This is a genomic window from Clostridium sp., from assembly GCF_018372875.1.
Classification (GTDB): domain Bacteria; phylum Bacillota; class Clostridia; order Clostridiales; family Clostridiaceae; genus Clostridium.
This window is the reverse complement of sequence record NZ_JAHAIF010000051.1, coordinates 1-20,573: the sequence shown is the minus strand read 5'-3', so window position 1 is coordinate 20,573 and position 20,573 is coordinate 1. Positions and strand designations below refer to the sequence as shown.

19 protein-coding genes and 1 pseudogene are annotated in these 20,573 nt (G+C 29.2%); 19 read left to right on the top strand and 1 reads right to left on the bottom strand.

Annotation, left to right across the window (positions count from 1 at the left end):
• The 14 genes and pseudogenes from KIB46_RS13565 to ugpC all read left to right on the top strand — a co-directional run.
• Positions 1-246 (top strand): annotated as a pseudogene (locus KIB46_RS13565) (IS30 family transposase); the annotation flags it as partial.
• Between the two features lie 260 nt (positions 247-506).
• Entirely contained in the window at positions 507-1,847 is a 1,341-nt protein-coding gene (locus tag KIB46_RS13560; RefSeq protein ID WP_291672582.1) for an FAD-dependent oxidoreductase, read from the top strand.
• Positions 1,848-1,889: 42 nt separating this feature from the next.
• Complete coding sequence (locus tag KIB46_RS13555; protein ID WP_156560984.1) at positions 1,890-3,740, top strand: family 10 glycosylhydrolase; 1,851 nt, start codon at positions 1,890-1,892, stop codon at positions 3,738-3,740.
• A 67-nt stretch (positions 3,741-3,807) separates the two neighbouring features.
• Complete coding sequence (locus KIB46_RS13550; RefSeq protein WP_291672580.1) at positions 3,808-5,286, top strand: extracellular solute-binding protein; 1,479 nt, start codon at positions 3,808-3,810, stop codon at positions 5,284-5,286.
• A 200-nt stretch (positions 5,287-5,486) separates the two neighbouring features.
• A complete protein-coding gene (locus KIB46_RS13545; protein WP_156560986.1) occupies positions 5,487-6,110 on the top strand; it encodes a DUF624 domain-containing protein in 624 nt (207 codons plus the stop codon).
• A 98-nt stretch (positions 6,111-6,208) separates the two neighbouring features.
• The gene (locus tag KIB46_RS13540; RefSeq protein ID WP_291672576.1) at positions 6,209-7,180 is read left to right on the top strand and encodes an ABC transporter permease subunit; all 972 of its coding nucleotides are present in this window, start codon (positions 6,209-6,211) and stop codon (positions 7,178-7,180) included.
• Positions 7,181-7,195: 15 nt separating this feature from the next.
• Positions 7,196-8,065 carry a carbohydrate ABC transporter permease gene (locus KIB46_RS13535; protein ID WP_156560988.1) on the top strand — a complete coding sequence of 290 codons (870 nt, stop codon included), beginning with the start codon at positions 7,196-7,198 and terminating at the stop codon, positions 8,063-8,065.
• A gap of 82 nt (positions 8,066-8,147) precedes the next feature.
• Positions 8,148-9,653, top strand: a complete 1,506-nt coding sequence (locus KIB46_RS13530; protein WP_291672573.1) for a DUF4127 family protein — start codon at positions 8,148-8,150, stop codon at positions 9,651-9,653.
• Positions 9,654-9,690: 37 nt separating this feature from the next.
• On the top strand, positions 9,691-10,371 hold the full coding sequence (locus KIB46_RS13525) for an N-acetylmannosamine-6-phosphate 2-epimerase (protein ID WP_291672571.1): 681 nt from the start codon (positions 9,691-9,693) through the stop codon (positions 10,369-10,371).
• Between the two features lies 1 nt (position 10,372).
• Complete coding sequence (locus KIB46_RS13520) at positions 10,373-11,275, top strand: ROK family protein (protein ID WP_156560991.1); 903 nt, start codon at positions 10,373-10,375, stop codon at positions 11,273-11,275.
• 22 nt (positions 11,276-11,297) lie between these two features.
• The gene (locus KIB46_RS13515) at positions 11,298-11,960 is read left to right on the top strand and encodes a GDSL-type esterase/lipase family protein (protein ID WP_291672569.1); all 663 of its coding nucleotides are present in this window, start codon (positions 11,298-11,300) and stop codon (positions 11,958-11,960) included.
• A gap of 15 nt (positions 11,961-11,975) precedes the next feature.
• Positions 11,976-12,524: an SGNH/GDSL hydrolase family protein gene (locus tag KIB46_RS13510; protein WP_156560993.1), complete on the top strand. Its 549-nt coding sequence runs from the start codon at positions 11,976-11,978 to the stop codon at positions 12,522-12,524.
• 25 nt (positions 12,525-12,549) lie between these two features.
• Complete coding sequence (locus KIB46_RS13505; protein ID WP_156560994.1) at positions 12,550-13,353, top strand: MurR/RpiR family transcriptional regulator; 804 nt, start codon at positions 12,550-12,552, stop codon at positions 13,351-13,353.
• A 57-nt stretch (positions 13,354-13,410) separates the two neighbouring features.
• Positions 13,411-14,520 carry a sn-glycerol-3-phosphate ABC transporter ATP-binding protein UgpC gene (gene ugpC / locus KIB46_RS13500; protein WP_156560995.1) on the top strand — a complete coding sequence of 370 codons (1,110 nt, stop codon included), beginning with the start codon at positions 13,411-13,413 and terminating at the stop codon, positions 14,518-14,520.
• A 47-nt stretch (positions 14,521-14,567) separates the two neighbouring features.
• Here ugpC and KIB46_RS13495 read toward each other — a convergent pair whose 3' ends face one another.
• Positions 14,568-15,059, bottom strand: coding sequence for a DUF2628 domain-containing protein (locus tag KIB46_RS13495; protein ID WP_156560996.1), 492 nt, complete (start codon positions 15,057-15,059; stop codon positions 14,568-14,570).
• Positions 15,060-15,172: 113 nt separating this feature from the next.
• Between KIB46_RS13495 and KIB46_RS13490 the strand changes: the two genes are divergently transcribed.
• The 5 genes from KIB46_RS13490 (at position 15,173) to KIB46_RS13470 (ending at position 20,462) form a co-directional block, all read left to right on the top strand.
• Positions 15,173-15,865: a PHP domain-containing protein gene (locus tag KIB46_RS13490; protein WP_291672568.1), complete on the top strand. Its 693-nt coding sequence runs from the start codon at positions 15,173-15,175 to the stop codon at positions 15,863-15,865.
• A 35-nt stretch (positions 15,866-15,900) separates the two neighbouring features.
• On the top strand, positions 15,901-16,566 hold the full coding sequence (locus KIB46_RS13485) for a response regulator transcription factor (protein WP_156560998.1): 666 nt from the start codon (positions 15,901-15,903) through the stop codon (positions 16,564-16,566).
• Between the two features lie 29 nt (positions 16,567-16,595).
• Positions 16,596-17,576, top strand: a complete 981-nt coding sequence (locus KIB46_RS13480) for a sensor histidine kinase (RefSeq protein ID WP_291672565.1) — start codon at positions 16,596-16,598, stop codon at positions 17,574-17,576.
• Positions 17,577-17,686: 110 nt separating this feature from the next.
• Positions 17,687-18,457 carry an ABC transporter ATP-binding protein gene (locus KIB46_RS13475; protein WP_156561000.1) on the top strand — a complete coding sequence of 257 codons (771 nt, stop codon included), beginning with the start codon at positions 17,687-17,689 and terminating at the stop codon, positions 18,455-18,457.
• A complete protein-coding gene (locus tag KIB46_RS13470) occupies positions 18,447-20,462 on the top strand; it encodes an ABC transporter permease (protein ID WP_291672562.1) in 2,016 nt (671 codons plus the stop codon). The genes KIB46_RS13475 and KIB46_RS13470 overlap by 11 nt, the downstream gene beginning before the upstream one ends.
• The last annotated feature ends 111 nt before the right edge of the window (positions 20,463-20,573 follow it).

Below are 20,573 nucleotides of genomic sequence, written 5' to 3'. Positions count from 1 at the left end.
GAATTTGGTCATTGGGAGATAGATACTGTTATTGGTGAAAAGACTAAGGATGATAATGTACTTCTAACTATAGTAGAGCGTAAAACTAGATATGCTATGGTTTTAAAAGCTATAGCAAAAACTGCTCCTGCAATTACGGATGCACTTAATAAAGTCCGTGACATATTTGGTGAACAATTTAGTCAAGTTTTCAAGAGCATAACTAGTGACAATGACTCTGAGTTTGCTGATTTATCTACAATTTAAGTGAGTTTAAGTGTTTAAGTAATAAATACAGATTAGTTCAATTTGTTGTTGTAATTTATAAAAAATAAAATTATGTTCTAGAAGAAAAAAAAAAACATATAAATGTATTGAATAAAATAAATTTTCATGATAATATGGTAATATATTCAATACTAATATTAATTTGTATGTATAGGAAAATAAATTAATTAAAGAAATATTAATACAATGAGGCTTGGTATCAAAATTTAATATTTTAGGTTTTGAGGGTGTGATGAAATATGAATAGACAAATAGAATATGCTAATAGGAAAGTAGATGTTATATATGAAGTTGATACTGTTGTTGTTGGTGGAGGAACTGCGGGAGCAGTAACTGGAATATCAGCAGCAAGAGGGGGCAATAATACACTAGTTGTAGAAAAATCAATTGCTTTAGGTGGAAGTCAAACTAATGCTCTAGTTGCTCCAATGATGCCAACTTATGTAGATAAATTTTCTTTAAATAAAGAAATAATTGATAGGTTAGAAGAAGCTGGGTGCGGAACATCAGATGGTAGAAGTTCATCATCATGGTTTAATGGAGAAAAATTAACTTATCTTCTGGAAAGAATGTTAAAAGAGAGTGGAGGAAATATTCTTTACGATGCAAGTCTTGTTGATGTGGTAAAAGAAAAAGATGAAATAAAATATATAATAGTGACAACTTGTGAAGGATTAGTAGCAATAGGAGGAAAAAACTTTGTTGATGCTACAGGAGATGCATTACTTTCTAGAATGAGTGGTGTTAAAACAAATTCAGGAGATGTAAATGGTGATAATCAGTTAATGTCATTTAGGTTTGAAATGGCTGGTATTAATGTAGATAGGTTAAGAGAATATATGATAAGTTTAAAAGATACTTTCTGTCAACTTAGCAGTGGAGATTATTACGAGATTGCTTTTATAAAAGGAAGAGGATTTGTGCTAGAACCATTATTTATGGAAGGTTATAAAAATGGAGAACTAGAGGAAGATAACTTAAGATATTTCCAAGCTTTTACGGTTCCGGGTAAAAGAGGTGTAATGACATTTAATTGTCCTAATATAGTACAAATAAATCAAAGTACAACTGCAAAAGATAGAAGTCGAGCAGTGATAGTTGGAAGAAGATTGATGAATAAGTTAGTAAAATTCTTAATTAAAAATTTTCCAGGATTTGAAGATGCGTATTTATCAAGAGAGGCATCTGCTTTGGGGGTTAGAGAGTCATATAGAATAGAGGGCAAATATACTCTCGATGAAAATGATTATATAAAAAGAGCTAGATTTGAAGATGGTGTAGTTAAGGGTGATTGGTATTTAGATGTACATTCTGTAAATGAGAGAAGCTTAGAGGAAGACAAGCCTTTAGAGCGTGGAGAATATTATGAAATACCGTATAGATCTTTAATAACAAAAAATATTTCAAATTTAATAGTTGTTGGAAGGTGTATATCAACAACATTTTTAATGCAATCTTCTATAAGAATACAACCTACATTAAGAGATATGGGTGAAGTAGCTGGAGATGCTTGTGTATATTCAGTAAAAAATAATATAAGCCTTAATGAAATAGATGGAAAAGTAATTAGAAAGATCTAGTGAAGCATAAGGTATTAATTATTAGAATAGGAAGTGTATTAATTGGATAGTAAATATTTAATCAAAGGACTAACTTTAGAAGCTGTCAGTGAAGATATTAGTCTTACTGTAAGGGGAATTGAAATGTCAATTAACTCAGTAGATAATATTAGTGCAGGTGATAATAACTTAGTTATTATTTCAAAATATTATGAAAAGGATGAGTTACCTAAGGATTGTACTTGGATCTTATTAGATAGGAATAATAAAGTTTTGAAAAAAAATACTGGAGTTATTAAAAAGAATTTTGTAGATGGATACATAGTAATTGGTAAAGGTGAAGGTGCATACTTTTTAAATGAAAGGTTTAAAGAAGGAGATATTATAAAAATAAGGCTTAATGATGATATTGTAAGTATTGATGATATTACTAATAGAGTGCATGAGCATAAGGAAGATTTAATTATTAAAGGAGAGAACTTCCTTACAGTTAATGAGTCAAGTATAAGTATAGAACTTGATTTATTAGGACTTAAAGCTAATAAAAGTTATGTAGTAAGTATAAACGATAGAATTATCGAGGTTGAAAATAAATCAATAATTAATAAGGTTAATTTAACTTTTGGTGTAAACAGTTTCGATATAAAGCTTTATTCTGGGGAGCAAGTATTAGTTCAAAAGTATTTAGTTGTATATAGGAGGAGGGGAGAGAGTAGATTTAAGGATAATATTCTTTGGATAGATCAATTTCCAGGAGCATTACAACTTAATTCCTTAGAAGATATAGATGATATACTAAAAAAGGCTAAAGAAGCTGGCTTTACAGCGTGTTCCATAGATGTAAAAGGGCCAGAGGGATATGTAAGCTATAAGAAAAATGATGTTTCAAACTCTCCTTATATAAGCAAAATAAAGGTATCCCATAAGAAGGGAATGAATCCAAATAGGGATTTACTTGAAGACTTCATAATGATAGCTAAGAAATACGGAATAAAGGTGTATGCAGCTATTAATGTTATGACAGAAGGAAACCTTGTAGCCAATGATTTCCCATTAATAGAAAAATATAAAGATTGGGAGGAAATTCTACAAAGGCCGGAGGATAAAGGGAAGCTACTAACTGTTAGAGAAAGTAGTGCCAATAATATTCTACTTTATATAAATCCATCTAATGATGAAGCTATTGAGTATCAACTTAAGAGATATGAAGAAGTGTTAAAAAACTATGATGTTGATGGTGTGGTTCTTGATAGATGTAGATATGATAATGCATATGCAGACTTTAGTGAACTTACAAGAAGAAAGTTTGAAACTTTTTTAAATAATAAAAATAAGAAGTTAATTAAATGGCCAGATGATGTATTTAAGGTACAAAATGATGGAGAAATAATTGAAGGGAAACATTATTTGGAGTGGTTGACTTTTAGATCACAAACTATTAAGGATATTGCTAAGAAAATAAAAGAAATAGTGGACAAGTATTCTAATATAAAACATAGAAAAATAGAGTTTGCAAGTTATGTCGGATCATGGTATGACATAATTTATCAAAATGGTATAAATTGGGCTAGTAAGAACTTTAGGTATGACCAAGCTTTGGGGTTTGGTGAAGATAGAATATACAATGATGATTACTATAATACAGCCTATATAGAATACTTAGATTTTATAATGATAGGAACTTACTATAAACAACCTAAAGAGATAAACAAGTACATTACTATAGGAAATATATTAACTATGGAGGAGATTCCTATATTAGCTGGTATGTCATTACCTGATCTAGATGATGTAGAAATACAAGAAAATGTATATAAAGCAGCTTTAGAAAGTTGCAATGGGACCATGACTTTTGACCTTTCATATATAGATTGGCCAAAGTTCAAAATAAGAAAAAAAATTGATAAAAAATAAGCTTATATACTCATAAGAGGTTAAATATAAGAAAACAAACAGTACATGAAAAATAGGAGGGAATTTTATGAAAAAGACATTAGTATTATGCTTAGCTGCAATGTTAACGACTTCATTATTTGTTGGTTGTGGTAAAAAGGAGCCAGTACTTGAGAAAGTGGAAGTACTAAAGCATTTAGGGCCATACGACATGTTTGACCCAAATGAAGATTTAACAGCAAAGGCATTAGAGGAATTAACAGGTCAAAAAGTAGAATATTCAATGCTACCAGCTGAAAATGCGATGGAAAAGTTAAATCTTGAAATAGCAGGTGAGGCACAATACAACACAGTAAAATTATATAGAAATCAATTTGATATTTTAATGGGAAAAAATACGTTGTTAGATTTAAAACCTTTATTAGAAAAGTATGGGAAAAATATACTTGCATCAATAAGTGATGAATCATGGGAATCAGTTACTGTTGATGGAAAAATTTATGGTATACCTGAAAAGAATCCGTCAGATATAATCAATGCTTCAATTTTTGTGAGAAAAGACATATTGGATAAGTATGGATTATCTATTCCAACTACTACAGATGAGTTCTATAATACGTGTAAGATATTAAAAGAAAAAGGTATAAAAGTACCTGCATCTTTAGATCAAAAACTATCAAATTCTATTATGGGTGCTTTTGGAGTTTCACAAGAGTGGAATGAAAAGAATGGAGAATTAGTTTATAGAGGAGTAGACGAAAATTTAAAGAAATACTTAGATTTTATGAAGAAAATGAATGATGAAGGTCTTTTAGGTCAAGACTGGGCAACTATTAAGTTTGGTGATTCACAAGAAAGATTTATTACTGGTGATTCAGTATTTATAGTTAGTGGATGGACAAAGGGAAAAGCTATATATGATGCATTAAAGACAAAAGCAGGAATTGCAAAACCAGAAGAAGCTATAGCTTATATACCAAGTTTAGAAGGTCCTGATGGATATATTGGTGTACCAAGAGATAAGGGTATAAATTATGTAACTGCAATTCCAAGATATATGGAGGAACAAGCAGCGCAAGCAATTCAATGGATAGATAAGAAGTTTGAAGCTGAAACATTTAAGAAGCTTGTTATTGGAGATGAAGGATATCATTATACTGTTGAAAATGGAAATTACTTACCTAACTTAGAACAAAATGAAGCTGGAAAGCCAAAGTTTGATGAAAAGAATAATTCGAGTTGGTATTTAACTGGAACAATAGAAAATGAATATCCAAAGTACTGGGAAGCAAGAGTTAGAAAGACACCAGAAAACTATGATGCATGGAGTAGAATAAATGCAGAAGCTGACAAGTATGGAGTATTCAATCCATTAGGATTCGCGCCTAATATAGAATCTTTAAGTAAGAATAAAGCTGCTTTAGATACAGCTGTTGGTGATTTTGCGACTCAATATATTTCAGGAAAGGTTTCCGATATATCAGTACTTGAAGAACAATTAAAGTTAGCAAATATAGATCAAATTACTAAGGATGTTAATGATTATTATAGTACTATAAAGAAATAATAATTAAATAAAAAACTAATAAGATATTGAACTTATGAAAAAATGAAATGGTAGGATTATTTTTAAAGGTTATCTTATAGAATAATCCTACTATTTTGCAAAAGTGAAATGAGAATTTAAAGTAGGTTGGTATCATACTATAAAATGTTAATTTGGTATTACTAAAGATATAGAAATGATTGTGAGAAGAGGATGAGATTATGAAAAATGGATTAGGACCTATTGTAAGAGTTGGAGAAAGTATTACCATTTTAGTTTTATTAAACTTAGTCTGGATTATTACAGTTATTCTAGGTTGTGGAGTAACAGTTGGAGCCGCTACGACAGCAGCTTATACTGTTATGAGAAAAAGAGCAGATAAGGAAAAAGATGAAGTAATGATTCATACATGTTTTTCAATATATTGGAAGGCTTTAAAAGAGAATTTTAAAGAAAGTACAATAGTATGGATAATAACATTGGTTTTAGGTACAATGCTTGTAGCTAATATTAGATTTTCATTAATATCGTCAGAGTCATTGGCATTAGTTTTAAAGGCATTGCAGATTATTATACTAATTCAGCTTGTATTTATTAATATCTATTGCTATAGCATGATATCAAATTTTGAAGCAGATATCAAAAGGATAATGTATTCCGCGCTACTAATTGCTAATGCACATCTATTTACAACTCTAACATGTGTAGTAATTGCTGCAGCACTATTATTTACTGTTAAAATGTTTAATTTCTTGCCAGTGTTCATATTAATAAGTTCATATGTTGCTGTGACTTCATTTATATTCAAGCCAATTTTTAAAAAGTATTCAAGAGGTGAAATATAATTAAGTATATAAAAATTAGTAATTAATAACTGTACATAAAAGAGTAGTGAACGTATTCAAAGTTACACTAAATAAATTAATAAGGAGCGTAGATAGATATGAATGTATCAGTTAGATCAAATCAGATAAAACTATCGCAAAAGATAGGGAAATTTAAACGGTATTTCAAACAAAACTGGCAACTATATGCATTTTTAGTACCAGGACTTTTGTTTACACTTGTTTTCAAGTACATACCAATGCTTGGAAATGTTATCGCGTTTAATGAGTACGATATTTTCTCAACAGATGGGCCAATTTTAGGAATGTTCACAAGTCCTTGGGTTGGGTTTGAGCACTTTAGAACATTATTTAGTAACATGGATGTATTAAATGTGTTTAAAAATACAATACTTATAAGTTTATATAAGATATTCTGGTTGCAACCAGTACCGATTATTTTAGCTATACTTATAAATGAAGTAAGATGTAAGTATTTTCAAAAGACAGTACAAACAATCTACTATTTACCACATTTTCTTTCTTGGGTTATAGTAAGTGGATTATTCTTACAAATGCTTGGTCCTTATGGACCTATAAATGGATTTTTAGAATCTATTGGAATTATAGATCAACCAATTCAATTCTTTCAAGAATCATCGTTTTTTAGATCAATTATGGTAATTACAGGTGGCTGGAAAGAAGTTGGGTGGAATACTATTGTTTATCTTGCTGCGTTAACATCAATTGATCCTGAATTATATGAAGCTGCTAAGATTGATGGTGCGAATAAGTTTAAGCAAATTATATATGTAACAATTCCTTCAATTTCTTCAACTATATTAATGTTATTTACTATTAGATTAGGTCATATATTTGATGCTGGATTTGACCAAGTATTTAACACATACAATCCATTGGTATATGATACAGGAGATATCATTGGAACATATGTATATAGAATAGGTATAGGACAAATGAATTATAGTTTCTCTGCGGCTGTAGCTGTATTTGAGGCAATAATAGGATTAACAATACTATTTGCTGCAAATAAAATATGTAGGAAGTATTTCGGTAAAGGAATATGGTAGAAGGAGGAATAAGACATGATAGAAAGTAAAGGGACTAAGATATTTTACGTAGTCAATTATATTATATTAACTATACTTGCCATAGTGGTAATTCTACCATTTATGCATCTTATATCAAAATCCTTTAGTAGTAATTCAGCAGTTATTTCAGGACAAGTTGGATTTTTTCCTGTAGATTTTACTACTTCAGCATATGAGTTTGTTATTTTAAATAAGGAATTCTTTACATCTTTTGCGGTATCAGTATTTGTTACGCTTGTGGGTACTATACTTTCAGTTGGAATAACAGTTTTAACTGCCTATCCATTATCAAAACCCAATTTTATAGGTAGAAAGTTTTTCCTTAAGATATTCGTAATTACTATGTTATTTGGTGGAACAATGATATCAAGTTTCTTATTAATTAAAGGTTTGGGAATGTACAATACTATTTGGGCATTGATTATTCCAGGAATATTAGCACCTTATAATATGTTATTAATTAAGAACTTTTTAGAGGGTATTCCAGAGGCTTTAGAAGAGGCAGCTTCTATTGATGGTGCAAACAGTATGCAAATATTGATTAAAATAATAGCACCATTAATGTTACCATCAATTGCAACTATAGGGTTATTCTATGCAGTATCGTATTGGAATTCATATTTTAATGGAATAATGTATGTAACTGATGCAGAGTTAAAACCACTTCAAACATATCTTTATGAAGTGTTAAGGTTATCTACTTTACCTGCACATGAACTGCCAGCAGAGCTTGCCGATAAGGTATCAACGGGAGCAGTTCAAAGTGCTACAGTAATGGCATCAACAATTCCAATTTTAGTAGTATATCCTTTCTTACAAAAGTATTTTGTTAAAGGATTAGTAGTAGGTTCAGTTAAGGGTTAACTAAAGTTGGACTATTATATTAAAAATTCACAATAGTAGTACCCTAAAAAGGGAAGTAAAGATAATTGATGAGGTGAAAAGAGTGAATATTTTATATATATCATTAGATGAAAGACCGTGTAATTATAAATATCCAGCTGAGATTATAGGAAAGTCAGAAGAGGTTAAATTTATAGTGCCTCCGAAATCCCTATTAAATAAGAAGAAGATAGCCGCTGATATTGAAGGTTTATGGTTCTTTGTTGAAGAGAATATAAGAAATTGCGATTATGCTATATTGTCAATTGATATGATGGTGTATGGTGGGCTTCTTCCATCAAGATTACATCAAAGTACTTTAGAGGAATTATTAGAAAGGCTTGAAAGAGTAAAAAAACTTAAACTTATAAATCCTAATGTTAAAATATATGCATTTGATACTATAATGAGAGTTCCAAGCTATAATAGTTCAGAGGAAGAACCAGATTATTATGAAAGTTTTGGAGAAAGTATCTTTAGAATATCTTGGTTACGAGATAAAATTGATAAAGGTTATGGGGATGAAAATGATAAAGATGAATACAAAAAAATAATGTCTGAAGTACCAACAGAGTTTGAGAAAGATTATTTTGGTAGGAGAATGAAAAATTATGAGGTAACTAAAAATGTATTAAAGTTAGTAGAAGAAGGTGTAATTGAATTCTTAGTAATACCTCAAGATGATACGGCTTTGTATGGTGTACAAGCAGGAGAACAGCAAGAGCATATTAAGACCATTAAATCTTTAGATATATCTCATAAGGTATTTATTTATCCAGGAGCTGACGAAGTAGGATGTACATTATTATCAAGAATTATTAATGATTATAATGGAGTTACGCCTTCAGTATTTGTTAGATTTTCATCAGTTAATGGACCTCAAATAGTACCTAGTTTTGAGGATAGGCCATATATAGAAACTATAAAGTGGCATCTAACTTCAGCAGGACTTTGGATGGTTGATAATAGTCAAGATGCAGATTTTATACTTATGGTTAATACTCCTGGAGCTGAAACTACCGGTGCACAAACTCAAGATTTAGGTGTAAGAGAGAATAATTCTATGAGAAACCTAATAGAATTTGTTACTGCTTGTAGAGAGTATATTAAGAGGGGAAAGAAGGTAGTAATTTCAGATGTTGCATATAGTAATGGTTCAGATAAAGAACTTATCAACATATTGACTAAACTTGGAGTAATGTTTAACGTATCAGGGTATGCAGGATGGAATACTCATGGAAATACATTGGGAACAGTTTTGTGTGAAGGAACTTGTGCATTCCATTATGGAGAAAATAAGAAGTTTATTGCTTACAGATATTTGGAGGATTGTGGATATCAGTCCGTAGTAAGACAAATTGTAATAGATGAGTTACCTCTTCAAGGCTTATCTTACTATGATTTCAAGGATAAAGAAGAGTGGGTTAAGGAACGAGTAATAAAGCATTTAAATGAATTTTTATCAAGATATATACAACCGTATTTGGATGAAAATATTAAAATTAATGGGGTAAGTTTTCCTTGGAGAAGAATGTTTGAAATAGATATAGATTTAGAATTAGAAGAGTAATTTATAGGAAAATATATAGTATTGGATGTGGAAAAGTATGATTAATTTCATAGATAAAGTAAAGGGTGGGTTGATTGTTTCATGTCAAGCTTTAGAAGATGAACCGCTATTTGGAGATGGAATAATGGCTAAGATGGCAACAGCAGCACTGCTTGGTGGAGCAGTTGGAATTAGAGCAAATTCTGTGCGTGATATTGAGCAAATTAGAGAGGTTGTAGATTTACCCTTAATAGGATTAATTAAAAAAAAGTATGGAGATTGTGAAGTATACATTACTCCTACAATGAAAGAAATAAGTGAGGTAATAGAAGCAGGAGCAGATGTAGTTGCTATAGACTGTACAAATAGGGAGAGACCTGATGGAAGAATGCTAAGAGATTTGATTAGTGAGGTTAAAGAAAAGTATCCAAAAGTTTTAATAATGGCAGATATATCTTCACTAGAAGAGGGGATATATGCTGAAAAGTTAGGAGTTAATATTATTAGCACAACTCTTTCAGGATATACAGATTATTCCCCTAATTTAGAAGGACCGGACTTTAAGTTGATATCAGATCTTTACCAGAATGTTAAATTACCTATAATAGCAGAAGGTAAGATAAGCACACCTGAAGAAGCTAAAAGGTGTCTAGATTTAGGGGCTACTTCAGTAGTAGTTGGGGGAGCTATTACTAGACCAAGGCAAATAACTGAAAGGTTTGTAGCGGGTATAAAATAATATGAAAGATGTATTGGCAATTGATATTGGAGGAACAGAAATTAAGGTTGGATTAATATCCAATAATTCTAACTTATATAATAAAAAGAGTTATCGAACAAGGGTTGATGGAGTATCCTTGAAGGACAGAGTAGTTAGTATACTTAGAGAGAATATAACTAGTGATATAGGGGGTATTGCAGTATCAACAGCTGGACAAGTAGACAGCAGTTCAGGATTAGTTATAGATGCTATAGGTGAAAGTTTTGTTGGATGGAAAGGTACAAATGTTAAAGAATTAATAATGGAAGAATTTAATTTACCTTCTGTTGTTGAAAATGATGCTAATTGTGCTGCTATAGCAGAAGGTGTAAGTGGAGCAGGAAGAAACATAAAAAATTTTGTGCTAATAACTATAGGAACTGGCATAGGAGGAGGAGTATTTGTTGATGGAAAACTTCTTAAGGGTGCAGGTGGTATAGCAGGAGAACTTGGGCATTTATTAATAGATATTAGACAAGAAGATGGGTCAAGAAAGATTGAAAAGTGGGAGAAGTATGCTTCTACAACTTCTCTTGTAAATAGAATAAAAGATTCCTTGAATTTAAAGGATGAGATAGATGGAAGATGGGTATTTAATGAATTAAAAAAAGGTAATAAAGAGGTAAAGGCAAAATACTATGAATGGATTTATGATTTATCTTTAGGAATTACAACATTAATACATATATTTAACCCTGAAATGATAATCATAGGTGGAGGAATTAGTGCTCAAGGCAATATATTAATAGAGCCAATAGATAAACATATAAAAGAGTTAGCAATGAAAGCTTTTACAGAAAATTTAAAAGTTGTAGCTACAAAACAGAATAATGATGCAGCACTATGGGGAGCGTATTTTTTATCAGAAATTAGAAGTTTTTAATACAATATTTGGAAGTGATAAAATGTTTGTTAAACCGGGATATTTTTCTCAGACATCACATGCTGATCTTAGAAGGGATGAATATGACTTAAAGAATGAAATTATACTAACAAATAATGTAGAAGTAGATTATCTATTTATAGGTGATTCTATTATAGCTAGATGGGAGTTAGAATCGTATTATAAAGACTTAGGCATAGTTATAAATAGAGGAATAGGTGGAGATAATTCACATTATTTAACAATGAGGCTTGAAGCAGATGCTATACAGCTAAAGCCAAAGAACTTAGTCTTACTTATAGGTGTTAATGATACGATGTTTTTAGGAACAAAATATGTTTTAGTAGATACTTCTTACGAAGTATTAAGAGAGCGAATAATAAAAAATACAAAAGATATTGTTGAAAGGGCATTAGAAAATAATATAAGTATATATGTGGGAGCGATATTGCCAACAAATATGAAAAATGATATCTTTTTAAAGGAAAGAAATACCATGATTAAAGAGGTTAATAAGGAAATTAAAGAATTCTGTACACTTATGTCAATTAAATATATTGATTATCATAAGGCGTTTGTAGATGATGATGGATTAACATTGAAGGATGGATATTGTAATGATGGTGTACATCCAAATGTTAAGGGATATAATCTTATGAATAAAATACTTAGGGAAGCCTTATAAAAAGGAAGTGATTGAATGAAGAAGATATTATTGATAGGAGATTCAATTAGAATTGGATATCAAGAATATGTGAAAAGTACTTTGGAGGGGAAAGCAGAAGTTGTTTTTCCTGAAGAAAATGGTATGTTTTCAAAGTATACTTTATGGGCCGTTAATCTATGGATAAATAGCTTAGGTAAGCCTGATATAATACATTTCAATACTGGGCTATGGGATTTACATCATGAACCCCCAATGGTTGAAGCTTTAAGTACAAAAGAAGAATATATAGAAAATCTTAATAGAATAATAAATGAATTAGAGAGAACAGGAGCTAAGCTTATTTATGCAACTATTACACCTATAGCTAAGGATGGTAAAGGCAGAAGTAATTGGGAGATAGATCAGTATAATAAATCAGCTTTAGAACTAATGAAAAATAGAAATATAGAAGTTAATGACTTGAATTTTTTGGTGAAAGAGAATTTAGATGAATTCATTTGTTCGGATAGATTACATTTAACAGAAGAAGGATATAAAGCTTGTGCTAAGCAAGTAGTCGAAAAACTTATAAGATATATTTAATGAATATTATTATTTGGAGGGACATATGGATATTTTATGTGAAATCCAGAAAAATTATAATAACTTTTCGGATAAGGAAAAAGATATAGCAGATTATATAATAAATCAAAATGAATCAATTAACAATATTTCAATTAATAATCTTGCAGAGAGGATTGGAACTTCTAGTTCTACTATAACAAGGTTTTCGAGAAAAATAGGTTGTGAGAGCTTTGTAGAGCTAAAAATAAAGCTTAGTAATGTCCAAAGTAATTTTAAAGATGAAAATGAGGATAGTATTTTAACGGATGTATATGATTATTATTCTGAGGCAGTTGAGAGAAATAAATACTTAATAAAAAAAGAAGATATAGATAAAGTTGTAAAGAAGATAAAAACTGCAAAAAGAATACATATCTATGGTGTTGGCAGTTCAGGGCTTTCGGCTATTGAAATGATGCAAAGATTATTAAGAATGGGGTTTAATGTTAATAGCATTACAGATTCTCATATGATGATAATCGATAGCACTATAGTAAAAAAGGACGACCTTGTAATAGGTATATCTATAGGAGGAGAGACAGCAGCTGTAAATAAGGCACTTGAAATTTCGAAGGAAAATGGTGCAAGTGTTATATCTATTACTAGCTTCGAAGGAAGTACAATTACATCTTTTGGTGATATTATCTTGCTTGTATATAATTCAGCATTTGTGGATGTTGAAAGATTTATTAATACTCAATTTTCCATAATGTATTTATTAGATTTGATATGTATTTCTCTATTAAGATATGGTGAGTTAAGAAATAAAATGAGAAAGACAGTGGATGCTATAAGAGGGCATCAGTAGTTATAAGAACGTTTAAATATACTATTGAAAAGGTAAGAATTTAAGGAGGAACCAAAAATGGCAACATTATCATTTAAAAACCTATATAAAATATATCAAGGAGATGTAACTGCAGTTAAAGATTTTAACTTAGAAATAGATGATAAAGAATTTATAGTTTTTGTAGGACCATCAGGGTGTGGTAAATCAACTACGTTAAGAATGGTTGCAGGCTTAGAAGAAATAAGTAAAGGTGAGCTGTATATTGATGGAAAACTAGTAAATGATGTAACACCTAGCGATAGAGATATTGCTATGGTATTCCAAAGCTATGCATTATATCCTCATATGTCTGTATATGATAATATGGCATTTGCATTAAAATTAAGAAAAGTTCCTAAGTCAGATATAGATAAAAAGGTTAAAGAGGCTGCTAAGATATTAGATATTGAATACTTATTAGATAGAAAACCAAAAGCATTATCAGGTGGACAAAGACAAAGAGTTGCCCTTGGAAGAGCTATTGTTAGAGAACCAAAAGTATTCTTGATGGATGAACCTTTATCAAATTTAGATGCTAAACTAAGAGTTCAAATGAGGACAGAAATTTCTAAGTTACATAAAAGATTAGAATCTACATTTATATATGTAACACATGATCAGACTGAAGCGATGACAATGGGATCTAGAATCGTTGTAATGAAGGATGGTGTAATTCAGCAAGTAGATACTCCACAAAATGTACATGATAAGCCAGAAAATCTTTTTGTTGCATCGTTCATAGGAAGCCCTCAAATGAATTTAATTCATACTAGTATTTCAAAAGAAGGGGACAATCTATATGTAGATTTTAAAGGAGAAAAAATAAAAATTTCAGAGAAAAACGTTAAAGCTTTAACTAAAGGAAATTATGTAGGAAAAGAAGTTATTATGGGAATAAGACCTGAAGATTTAGATTGTGATGAAGAGTTTATATCAAGGTATAGTGACGCTACTTTCACGGCGACATTAGAAGTTAAAGAGTTAATGGGGGCTGAAAGTTACTTATATGTCAGTAAAGGTGGAAGTTCAATAGTTGTAAGAGTTAATGGAAGCAGTGATTTACAACTAGGAGGAAATTATAAATTTGCAATGAATCCAGATAAGATACATTTCTTCGATATAGAAACAGAAAAAGCAATTAGATAAAAAATAAGGAAGAAATTCAAGTTTTAATTGAATTTCTTCCTTGTTTTTTAGAAAATAAAATTATAATATATTGCTCCTTCAAATATAAAGAAAATTAGGGGTAATATAAAGCTTGTTTTACCTTTGGTAGTAAGTGAATTAAGTATTTCATTTTTATCATTATTCTTTGAATTCTTTTTTGCGTATAAAATAGCTCTTTCTGCATCTTTAAAAAATATATTAGTACCGTATGAACCAAAGAAGGCTAGAATAGCAAGTAAAGCTAAATCACCTAAAATACTTGGTAAAAAGGCATTAGATATAATGATTAAAGAAAAAGAAATAACTGCAGGTATAAGTGCTTTTCTATAGCAAAACCAATATGTTGATAAAAAGGTTGAGGCCCAATTCCAATTCATCTTATTAGGGTTGTTCATATAGGTATTAAGGGATTTTTGGTAGAAAGGTTTTGATGCAGACTTCCCTAGATAAGCTTCGAATTCTTCTTTTGTTACACCTCTACTAGTTTTTTTTATAGTTAATTTATCATTTGATTTCATAAAATAATCCTCCAAGTATAGTTAATTTAAGTTTAAATTACTATGAATTTACTGTCAAGTATAATAAAGGATTTAAATACTATATAAATATAGATAGGAATAAGAGGTAATATATGTATACTAAAGGAGATTTTCATATACATTCAAATGAGTCAGATGGGGAGCTTAAGCCAGGAGAAATTGTTTTATTAGCTAAGGAAAGAAAAATTGATATAATTGCTTTAACAGATCATAATACTGTATCAGGAAATAAACAAGCAATAAAGGTTGGAAAGATTCATGGAGTAAAAGTCATTCCAGGTATTGAACTGTCAACTAGATACAAAGGAAATAGAGTTCATATACTTGGATATTTTAAAGATGGCAGATATGAAGATGAAGAGTTTAAAAAGATGTTAAACTCTATAAGAAAAGGAAAATTTAAAGAGTGCCAGATATATCATAAAGGAAAATTAAGTTTCAAATCAGAGGGAGGGAAGATAAGCACTTCTGCTGGAGTAGAATTTTTACATCATTATGGAGCTTTTGTAGTTTTGGCTCATCCAACATTATTAAGAAGAGAAACTTTTAATGGATTAATTAATTTGAATTTTGATGGTATTGAAGCTAAATATTATAGGAATAAAGAAAATGAAACAGAATATTTTATTAGCATGGCTAAAGAAAAAGGAATTATATATACAGCAGGTTCTGATTTTCATTCGTTGAGAAAAGTGGATTTAAAACATGGAACATTAGGACAAATTTTTTTAGAAGAGGATGAAATAAAAGTTTTTTTAGATAAACTATATGAGAAAGGTGTATAATCTTTCTCTATACATATAAAAGGAGAACAAGAAGAATGCAAAAGATTATTATTGTTGAGGATACAGAGAAGATTAGAAATGAGTTAAAAGAGTTTTTAAGTAAATACGGCTATGATGTTAAAGTGCCAGAAGATTTTAAAAATATAATTAATTACATTTTTGAGGAAAATCCAGATTTAGTATTGTTAGATATTAATCTACCTGTTTTTGATGGATATTATATTTGTAGAGAGATTAGAAGTAAGTCAGATGTACCTATTATTATTGTAACAAGTAGAGATAGTGAGATGGATGAATTGATGAGTATGAACCTAGGGGCAGATGATTTTATAACTAAGCCATATAATACTCAAATTTTATTAGCTAGGATAAGTTCTATATTAAGAAGAGTTAATAATTCAACATCTCAATTATTAACGCATAATGGACTTAATCTAAATTTATCTAGTGGGAGTATATCTTACAACAATAATATATCAGAGCTTACCAAGAATGAAATGAAAATATTAAATTATTTAATATTAAATAAGGAAAAGATAGTATCAAGAGATGAACTGATGGAGTATTTATGGTCTTCAGAAGCATATGTAGATGATAATACTCTTTCGGTAAATGTAACTAGGCTAAGAAAGAAATTAGAGGAAATAGGATTAAAGAATGTTATAGAAACTAGGAGAGGATTAGGTTATATATTAATATGAGTTTGAAGGCATATTTAAGAGATAAAGGAATGTTTTTAGTGATAAACTTATTTATTCTATTAACTTTTTCAACATTTTTATTATTTTTAAATATAAAGAGTGAATATGTAATTATAGTAATTTTAGCCTGGAGTATGCCAATTACATCACTTTTAATAATTGAATATTGGAAAAGGAAAGAATACTATACTTCAACAATAGAGATTTTAAATAATTTAGATAAAAAGTTTTTATTATCAGAACTAATACATAAACCAGACTTTATTGATGGAAAAATTTTATATGATATTTTATTTGATACAAATAGAGATATGCATGAATTTTTAAAAGAATATGAAAGAAAGCAAATAGAGTATAGGAAGTATATTGAGACATGGGTTCATGAAGTGAAAACGCCTTTAGCATCTAGTAAGCTAATAATAGATAATAATAGAAATGAAATAACAAGTAGCATAAAAGAAGAGATTAGTAAAGTAGAAGAGTATGTGGAGCAAGTATTATATTATTCTAGGAGCAAGGATGCCGGTAAGGATTATATAATCAAAGAGTTTTCATTAGGAGATGTAGTTAGAAAGATAATAGGAAAAAACTATAAAGATTTTATTAATAAAAATATTAAGCTAGAGTTAAATGAAGTTAATGAAAATGTGTTTAGTGATACTAAGTGGTGTGAATTTATAATAAATCAAATATTAATTAATTCTATAAAATACTGTGATAAAAATGATCCTAGGATAGAGATAAAATCTATTTCAAAAGATACAAAAGTGATTTTATCGATAAAAGATAATGGTGTAGGAATTTCAGAAAAAGATATAAAAAGAATATTTGATAAAGGATTTACAGGAGAAAATGGAAGAGTCTATGGTAAATCTACAGGTATGGGGCTGTATATATGTAAAAGTCTTTGTGAAAAGCTATCTATAGGGATAGAAGTGACATCAGAAAAGGATAAATGGACCAATGTAGATATAATATTTCCGTTGAATAAGAAGGAGCTATTTAAGTAGCTTCTTTTTCTTATCTTTCAAAAATGAAAGATAAGAGTAATGTTAATCAATACTACAAAAGATAAAATAATTATAAAATATGCTTAAAGATGATAGATGGAGGAATTAAAATGAAAGAGATTTTACAAGTTAAAGATATAGAAAAATATTATGGCAATAAGGGGAATGTTACAAAAGCTATTAATAATATTAGCTTTAATGTAGAAGAGGGTGAATTTGTTGGAATAATGGGACCATCAGGAAGTGGTAAAACTACATTGCTAAATTGTATTTCTACTGTTGATAATGTAACAACAGGAAATATTAAAATAAATGGTAAGGAAATAACTAAATTGAAGTCTAAAAGTATAGAAAAGTTTAGAAGAGAAGAATTGGGTTTTATATTTCAAGATTTTAATCTTTTAGATACTTTAACTGCTTTTGAGAATATTGCATTAGCATTAACTATCCAAGAGGGGAAAAAAGCTAAAAATATAAGGGAGAGGGTTTTAGAAGTTGCTAGAAAGTTAGATATTGAAGAGGTTTTAAGTAAGTTTCCATATGAAATGTCTGGTGGACAAAAGCAAAGAGTTGCAGCCGCTAGGGCCATAATTACTAATCCGTCTTTAATATTAGCTGACGAGCCTACTGGAGCTTTGGATTCTAAAGCTTCAAGATTATTATTAGATTCTTTTGAAAAGTTAAATGAGGAAATGAAGGCTACAATACTTATGGTTACACATGATGCTTTTACAGCAAGCTATGCCCATAGAATTTTATTTATAAAAGATGGAAGAGTATTTAATGAGCTAATTAGAGGAAATGATTCTAGAAAAGAGTTTTTTAATAGGATTATTGAGGTTGTAACCTTACTTGGAGGTGACACAAATAATGTATTCTAAAATGTCAGTTAGAAATGTCAAAAGAAGTTTTAAGGATTATGCAATATATTTCTTAACGTTAACTTTTGCTGTATGTATATTTTATTCTTTTAACTCTATATCATCACAAAAAGCAATGATGGATGTTACAAATAGTAAAGCTGAAATAATACAAACGTTGTCTAAAATAATTTCTATGACATCAGTGTTTGTATCAATTATATTAGGATTTTTAATAATATATGCAAATAATTTTTTAATAAAAAGAAGAAAGAAAGAAATAGGTTTATATATGACCTTAGGTATGGGGAAAAGAAAGATATCCTATCTATTAATAAAGGAAACCTTTTTAATTGGACTCTTATCACTTGGATTTGGTCTTATGGCAGGAGTAGTGGTATCTCAAGGATTATCTTTATTTACATCAAAACTATTTGAAGTTAATGTATCAAAGTTCAATTTTATATTTTCTCCTAGCGCAGCTATAAAGACATCCTTATATTTTGGGATAATATTTATACTTGTTATGATATTTAATACTTTGGTAATTTCTAAATATAAGTTAATAGATTTATTAAGAGCAGGAAGAAAAAATGAAAGTATAAAAATGAAGAGTACAAAAGTATCATTTTTATTATTTCTATTATCAATAATTTTAATAGGAGTAGCCTATTTAATAATTCTAAAATTTGGATTTAATAATGGAATTAGCTATGTTCAAGTTTATGTTATCTTAGGTATAGTAGGGACAGTATTATTGTTTTTATCTTTATCTGGTTTCTTAATTAAGGTATTAGAAAAAAGTGAGAAATTTTATTTAAAGAATCTAAATATGTTTGTTCTAAGGCAGATAAATAGTAAGGTGAACACTACATATATCTCTATGTCAGTTATTTCTTTAATGTTATTTTTAACAATTACTCTTTTATCTACAGGGGTAAGTTTTAAGAATTCTTTACAAACAACCTTAAAAAATAACACTCCTTATGATGTGACTTTCTATTCATTTTCAACAGGAGATGAGGAAATTGCTAATATATCAAAATCTTTAGATAAAATAGGACTTGATTATAATAATGCTTTTAGAGAATATCTTTCATATAACTTGTATACAAGTGATGAGGGAATTAAGCAGTATATATATAACTATGGAAATGATAAAGTTAAAAAGAATTTGGATTCTAATGATAAGAATTTAGATTGTATTGCAATATCAGATTATAATAAGTTAAGAACAATGGCTGGAGAAAGTACATTTAATCCACAAAAAGATGAAGTTATTCTAATATCAAATGTGAATGATTATGATAAGGCTGTGGATAAGTTTATAGAAAATAATAAAACAATGAGAATTAGTAACAATAATTATAGGATTATAAATGAAAAAGCGTTGAAAGATAATTTAGAAACAAGTGCGTTAGCAACGAAGTTTATGGTAGCTGTATTACCTGATGAAGTAGTAAATAATATGGAGATAAATACTACTTATTTAAGTGGTAATTATAAGGAGAAGTCTGAAAAGATAGAGAATGGAATATATAATGTATTTGCGGGGTTTACAACAAGAAAATATAGCTATGATGAATATGGATTTGTTTTAGGATCAACTAGAGATATGGCTTATGACTCAAGCGTTGGAATGTCAGTTACAGTAATGTATATAGGTATATATCTAGGAGTAATATTTTTAATATCAAGTGCAGCAATATTAGCGCTTCAACAATTATCAGAAGCAAGTGATAACATAGAAAGATATGAAGTATTAAAAAAGATAGGAACATCCAGTAAGAATATTAATAAAGCAGTGTTTTCACAAGTATTTATATATTTTATGATGCCTCTTACAATTGCTATAATTCACTCTATAGTAGGAATTATAGTAGCTAGTGAAGTAATATCTATGTTTGGGGCGTCAAGTATTTTAGTATCAGCTATAATTACTGCAATAATAATTATAATGGTTTATGGTGGATACTTCTTAACTACATATGTTGGATATAATAATATAATAAAGGTAAAAAGGTAAGAAGGAAAAAAGTAGGGGCTGTATCAAAATAAATTTGATACAATCCGATAAAAAGAAAGAAGAGAATTCATGAATTTGAATTCTCTTCTTTCCGTATAATATTAATATGAA

Excerpts from the sequence above, each read along its gene's own strand:
- KIB46_RS13505 (WP_156560994.1), top strand. The coding sequence starts at position 12,550 with ATGGATATTTTATGTGAAATCCAGAAAAATTATAATAACTTTTCGGAT.
- KIB46_RS13485 (WP_156560998.1), top strand. The coding sequence starts at position 15,901 with ATGCAAAAGATTATTATTGTTGAGGATACAGAGAAGATTAGAAATGAG.
- KIB46_RS13495 (WP_156560996.1), bottom strand. The coding sequence starts at position 15,059 with ATGAAATCAAATGATAAATTAACTATAAAAAAAACTAGTAGAGGTGTA.
- ugpC (WP_156560995.1), top strand. The coding sequence starts at position 13,411 with ATGGCAACATTATCATTTAAAAACCTATATAAAATATATCAAGGAGAT.
- KIB46_RS13535 (WP_156560988.1), top strand. The coding sequence starts at position 7,196 with ATGATAGAAAGTAAAGGGACTAAGATATTTTACGTAGTCAATTATATT.
- KIB46_RS13475 (WP_156561000.1), top strand. The coding sequence starts at position 17,687 with ATGAAAGAGATTTTACAAGTTAAAGATATAGAAAAATATTATGGCAAT.
- KIB46_RS13515 (WP_291672569.1), top strand. The coding sequence starts at position 11,298 with ATGTTTGTTAAACCGGGATATTTTTCTCAGACATCACATGCTGATCTT.
- KIB46_RS13545 (WP_156560986.1), top strand. The coding sequence starts at position 5,487 with ATGAAAAATGGATTAGGACCTATTGTAAGAGTTGGAGAAAGTATTACC.
- KIB46_RS13550 (WP_291672580.1), top strand. The coding sequence starts at position 3,808 with ATGAAAAAGACATTAGTATTATGCTTAGCTGCAATGTTAACGACTTCA.
- KIB46_RS13510 (WP_156560993.1), top strand. The coding sequence starts at position 11,976 with ATGAAGAAGATATTATTGATAGGAGATTCAATTAGAATTGGATATCAA.
- KIB46_RS13520 (WP_156560991.1), top strand. The coding sequence starts at position 10,373 with ATGAAAGATGTATTGGCAATTGATATTGGAGGAACAGAAATTAAGGTT.
- KIB46_RS13480 (WP_291672565.1), top strand. The coding sequence starts at position 16,596 with ATGTTTTTAGTGATAAACTTATTTATTCTATTAACTTTTTCAACATTT.
- KIB46_RS13490 (WP_291672568.1), top strand. The coding sequence starts at position 15,173 with ATGTATACTAAAGGAGATTTTCATATACATTCAAATGAGTCAGATGGG.
- KIB46_RS13540 (WP_291672576.1), top strand. The coding sequence starts at position 6,209 with ATGAATGTATCAGTTAGATCAAATCAGATAAAACTATCGCAAAAGATA.
- KIB46_RS13470 (WP_291672562.1), top strand. The coding sequence starts at position 18,447 with ATGTATTCTAAAATGTCAGTTAGAAATGTCAAAAGAAGTTTTAAGGAT.
- KIB46_RS13525 (WP_291672571.1), top strand. The coding sequence starts at position 9,691 with ATGATTAATTTCATAGATAAAGTAAAGGGTGGGTTGATTGTTTCATGT.
- KIB46_RS13560 (WP_291672582.1), top strand. The coding sequence starts at position 507 with ATGAATAGACAAATAGAATATGCTAATAGGAAAGTAGATGTTATATAT.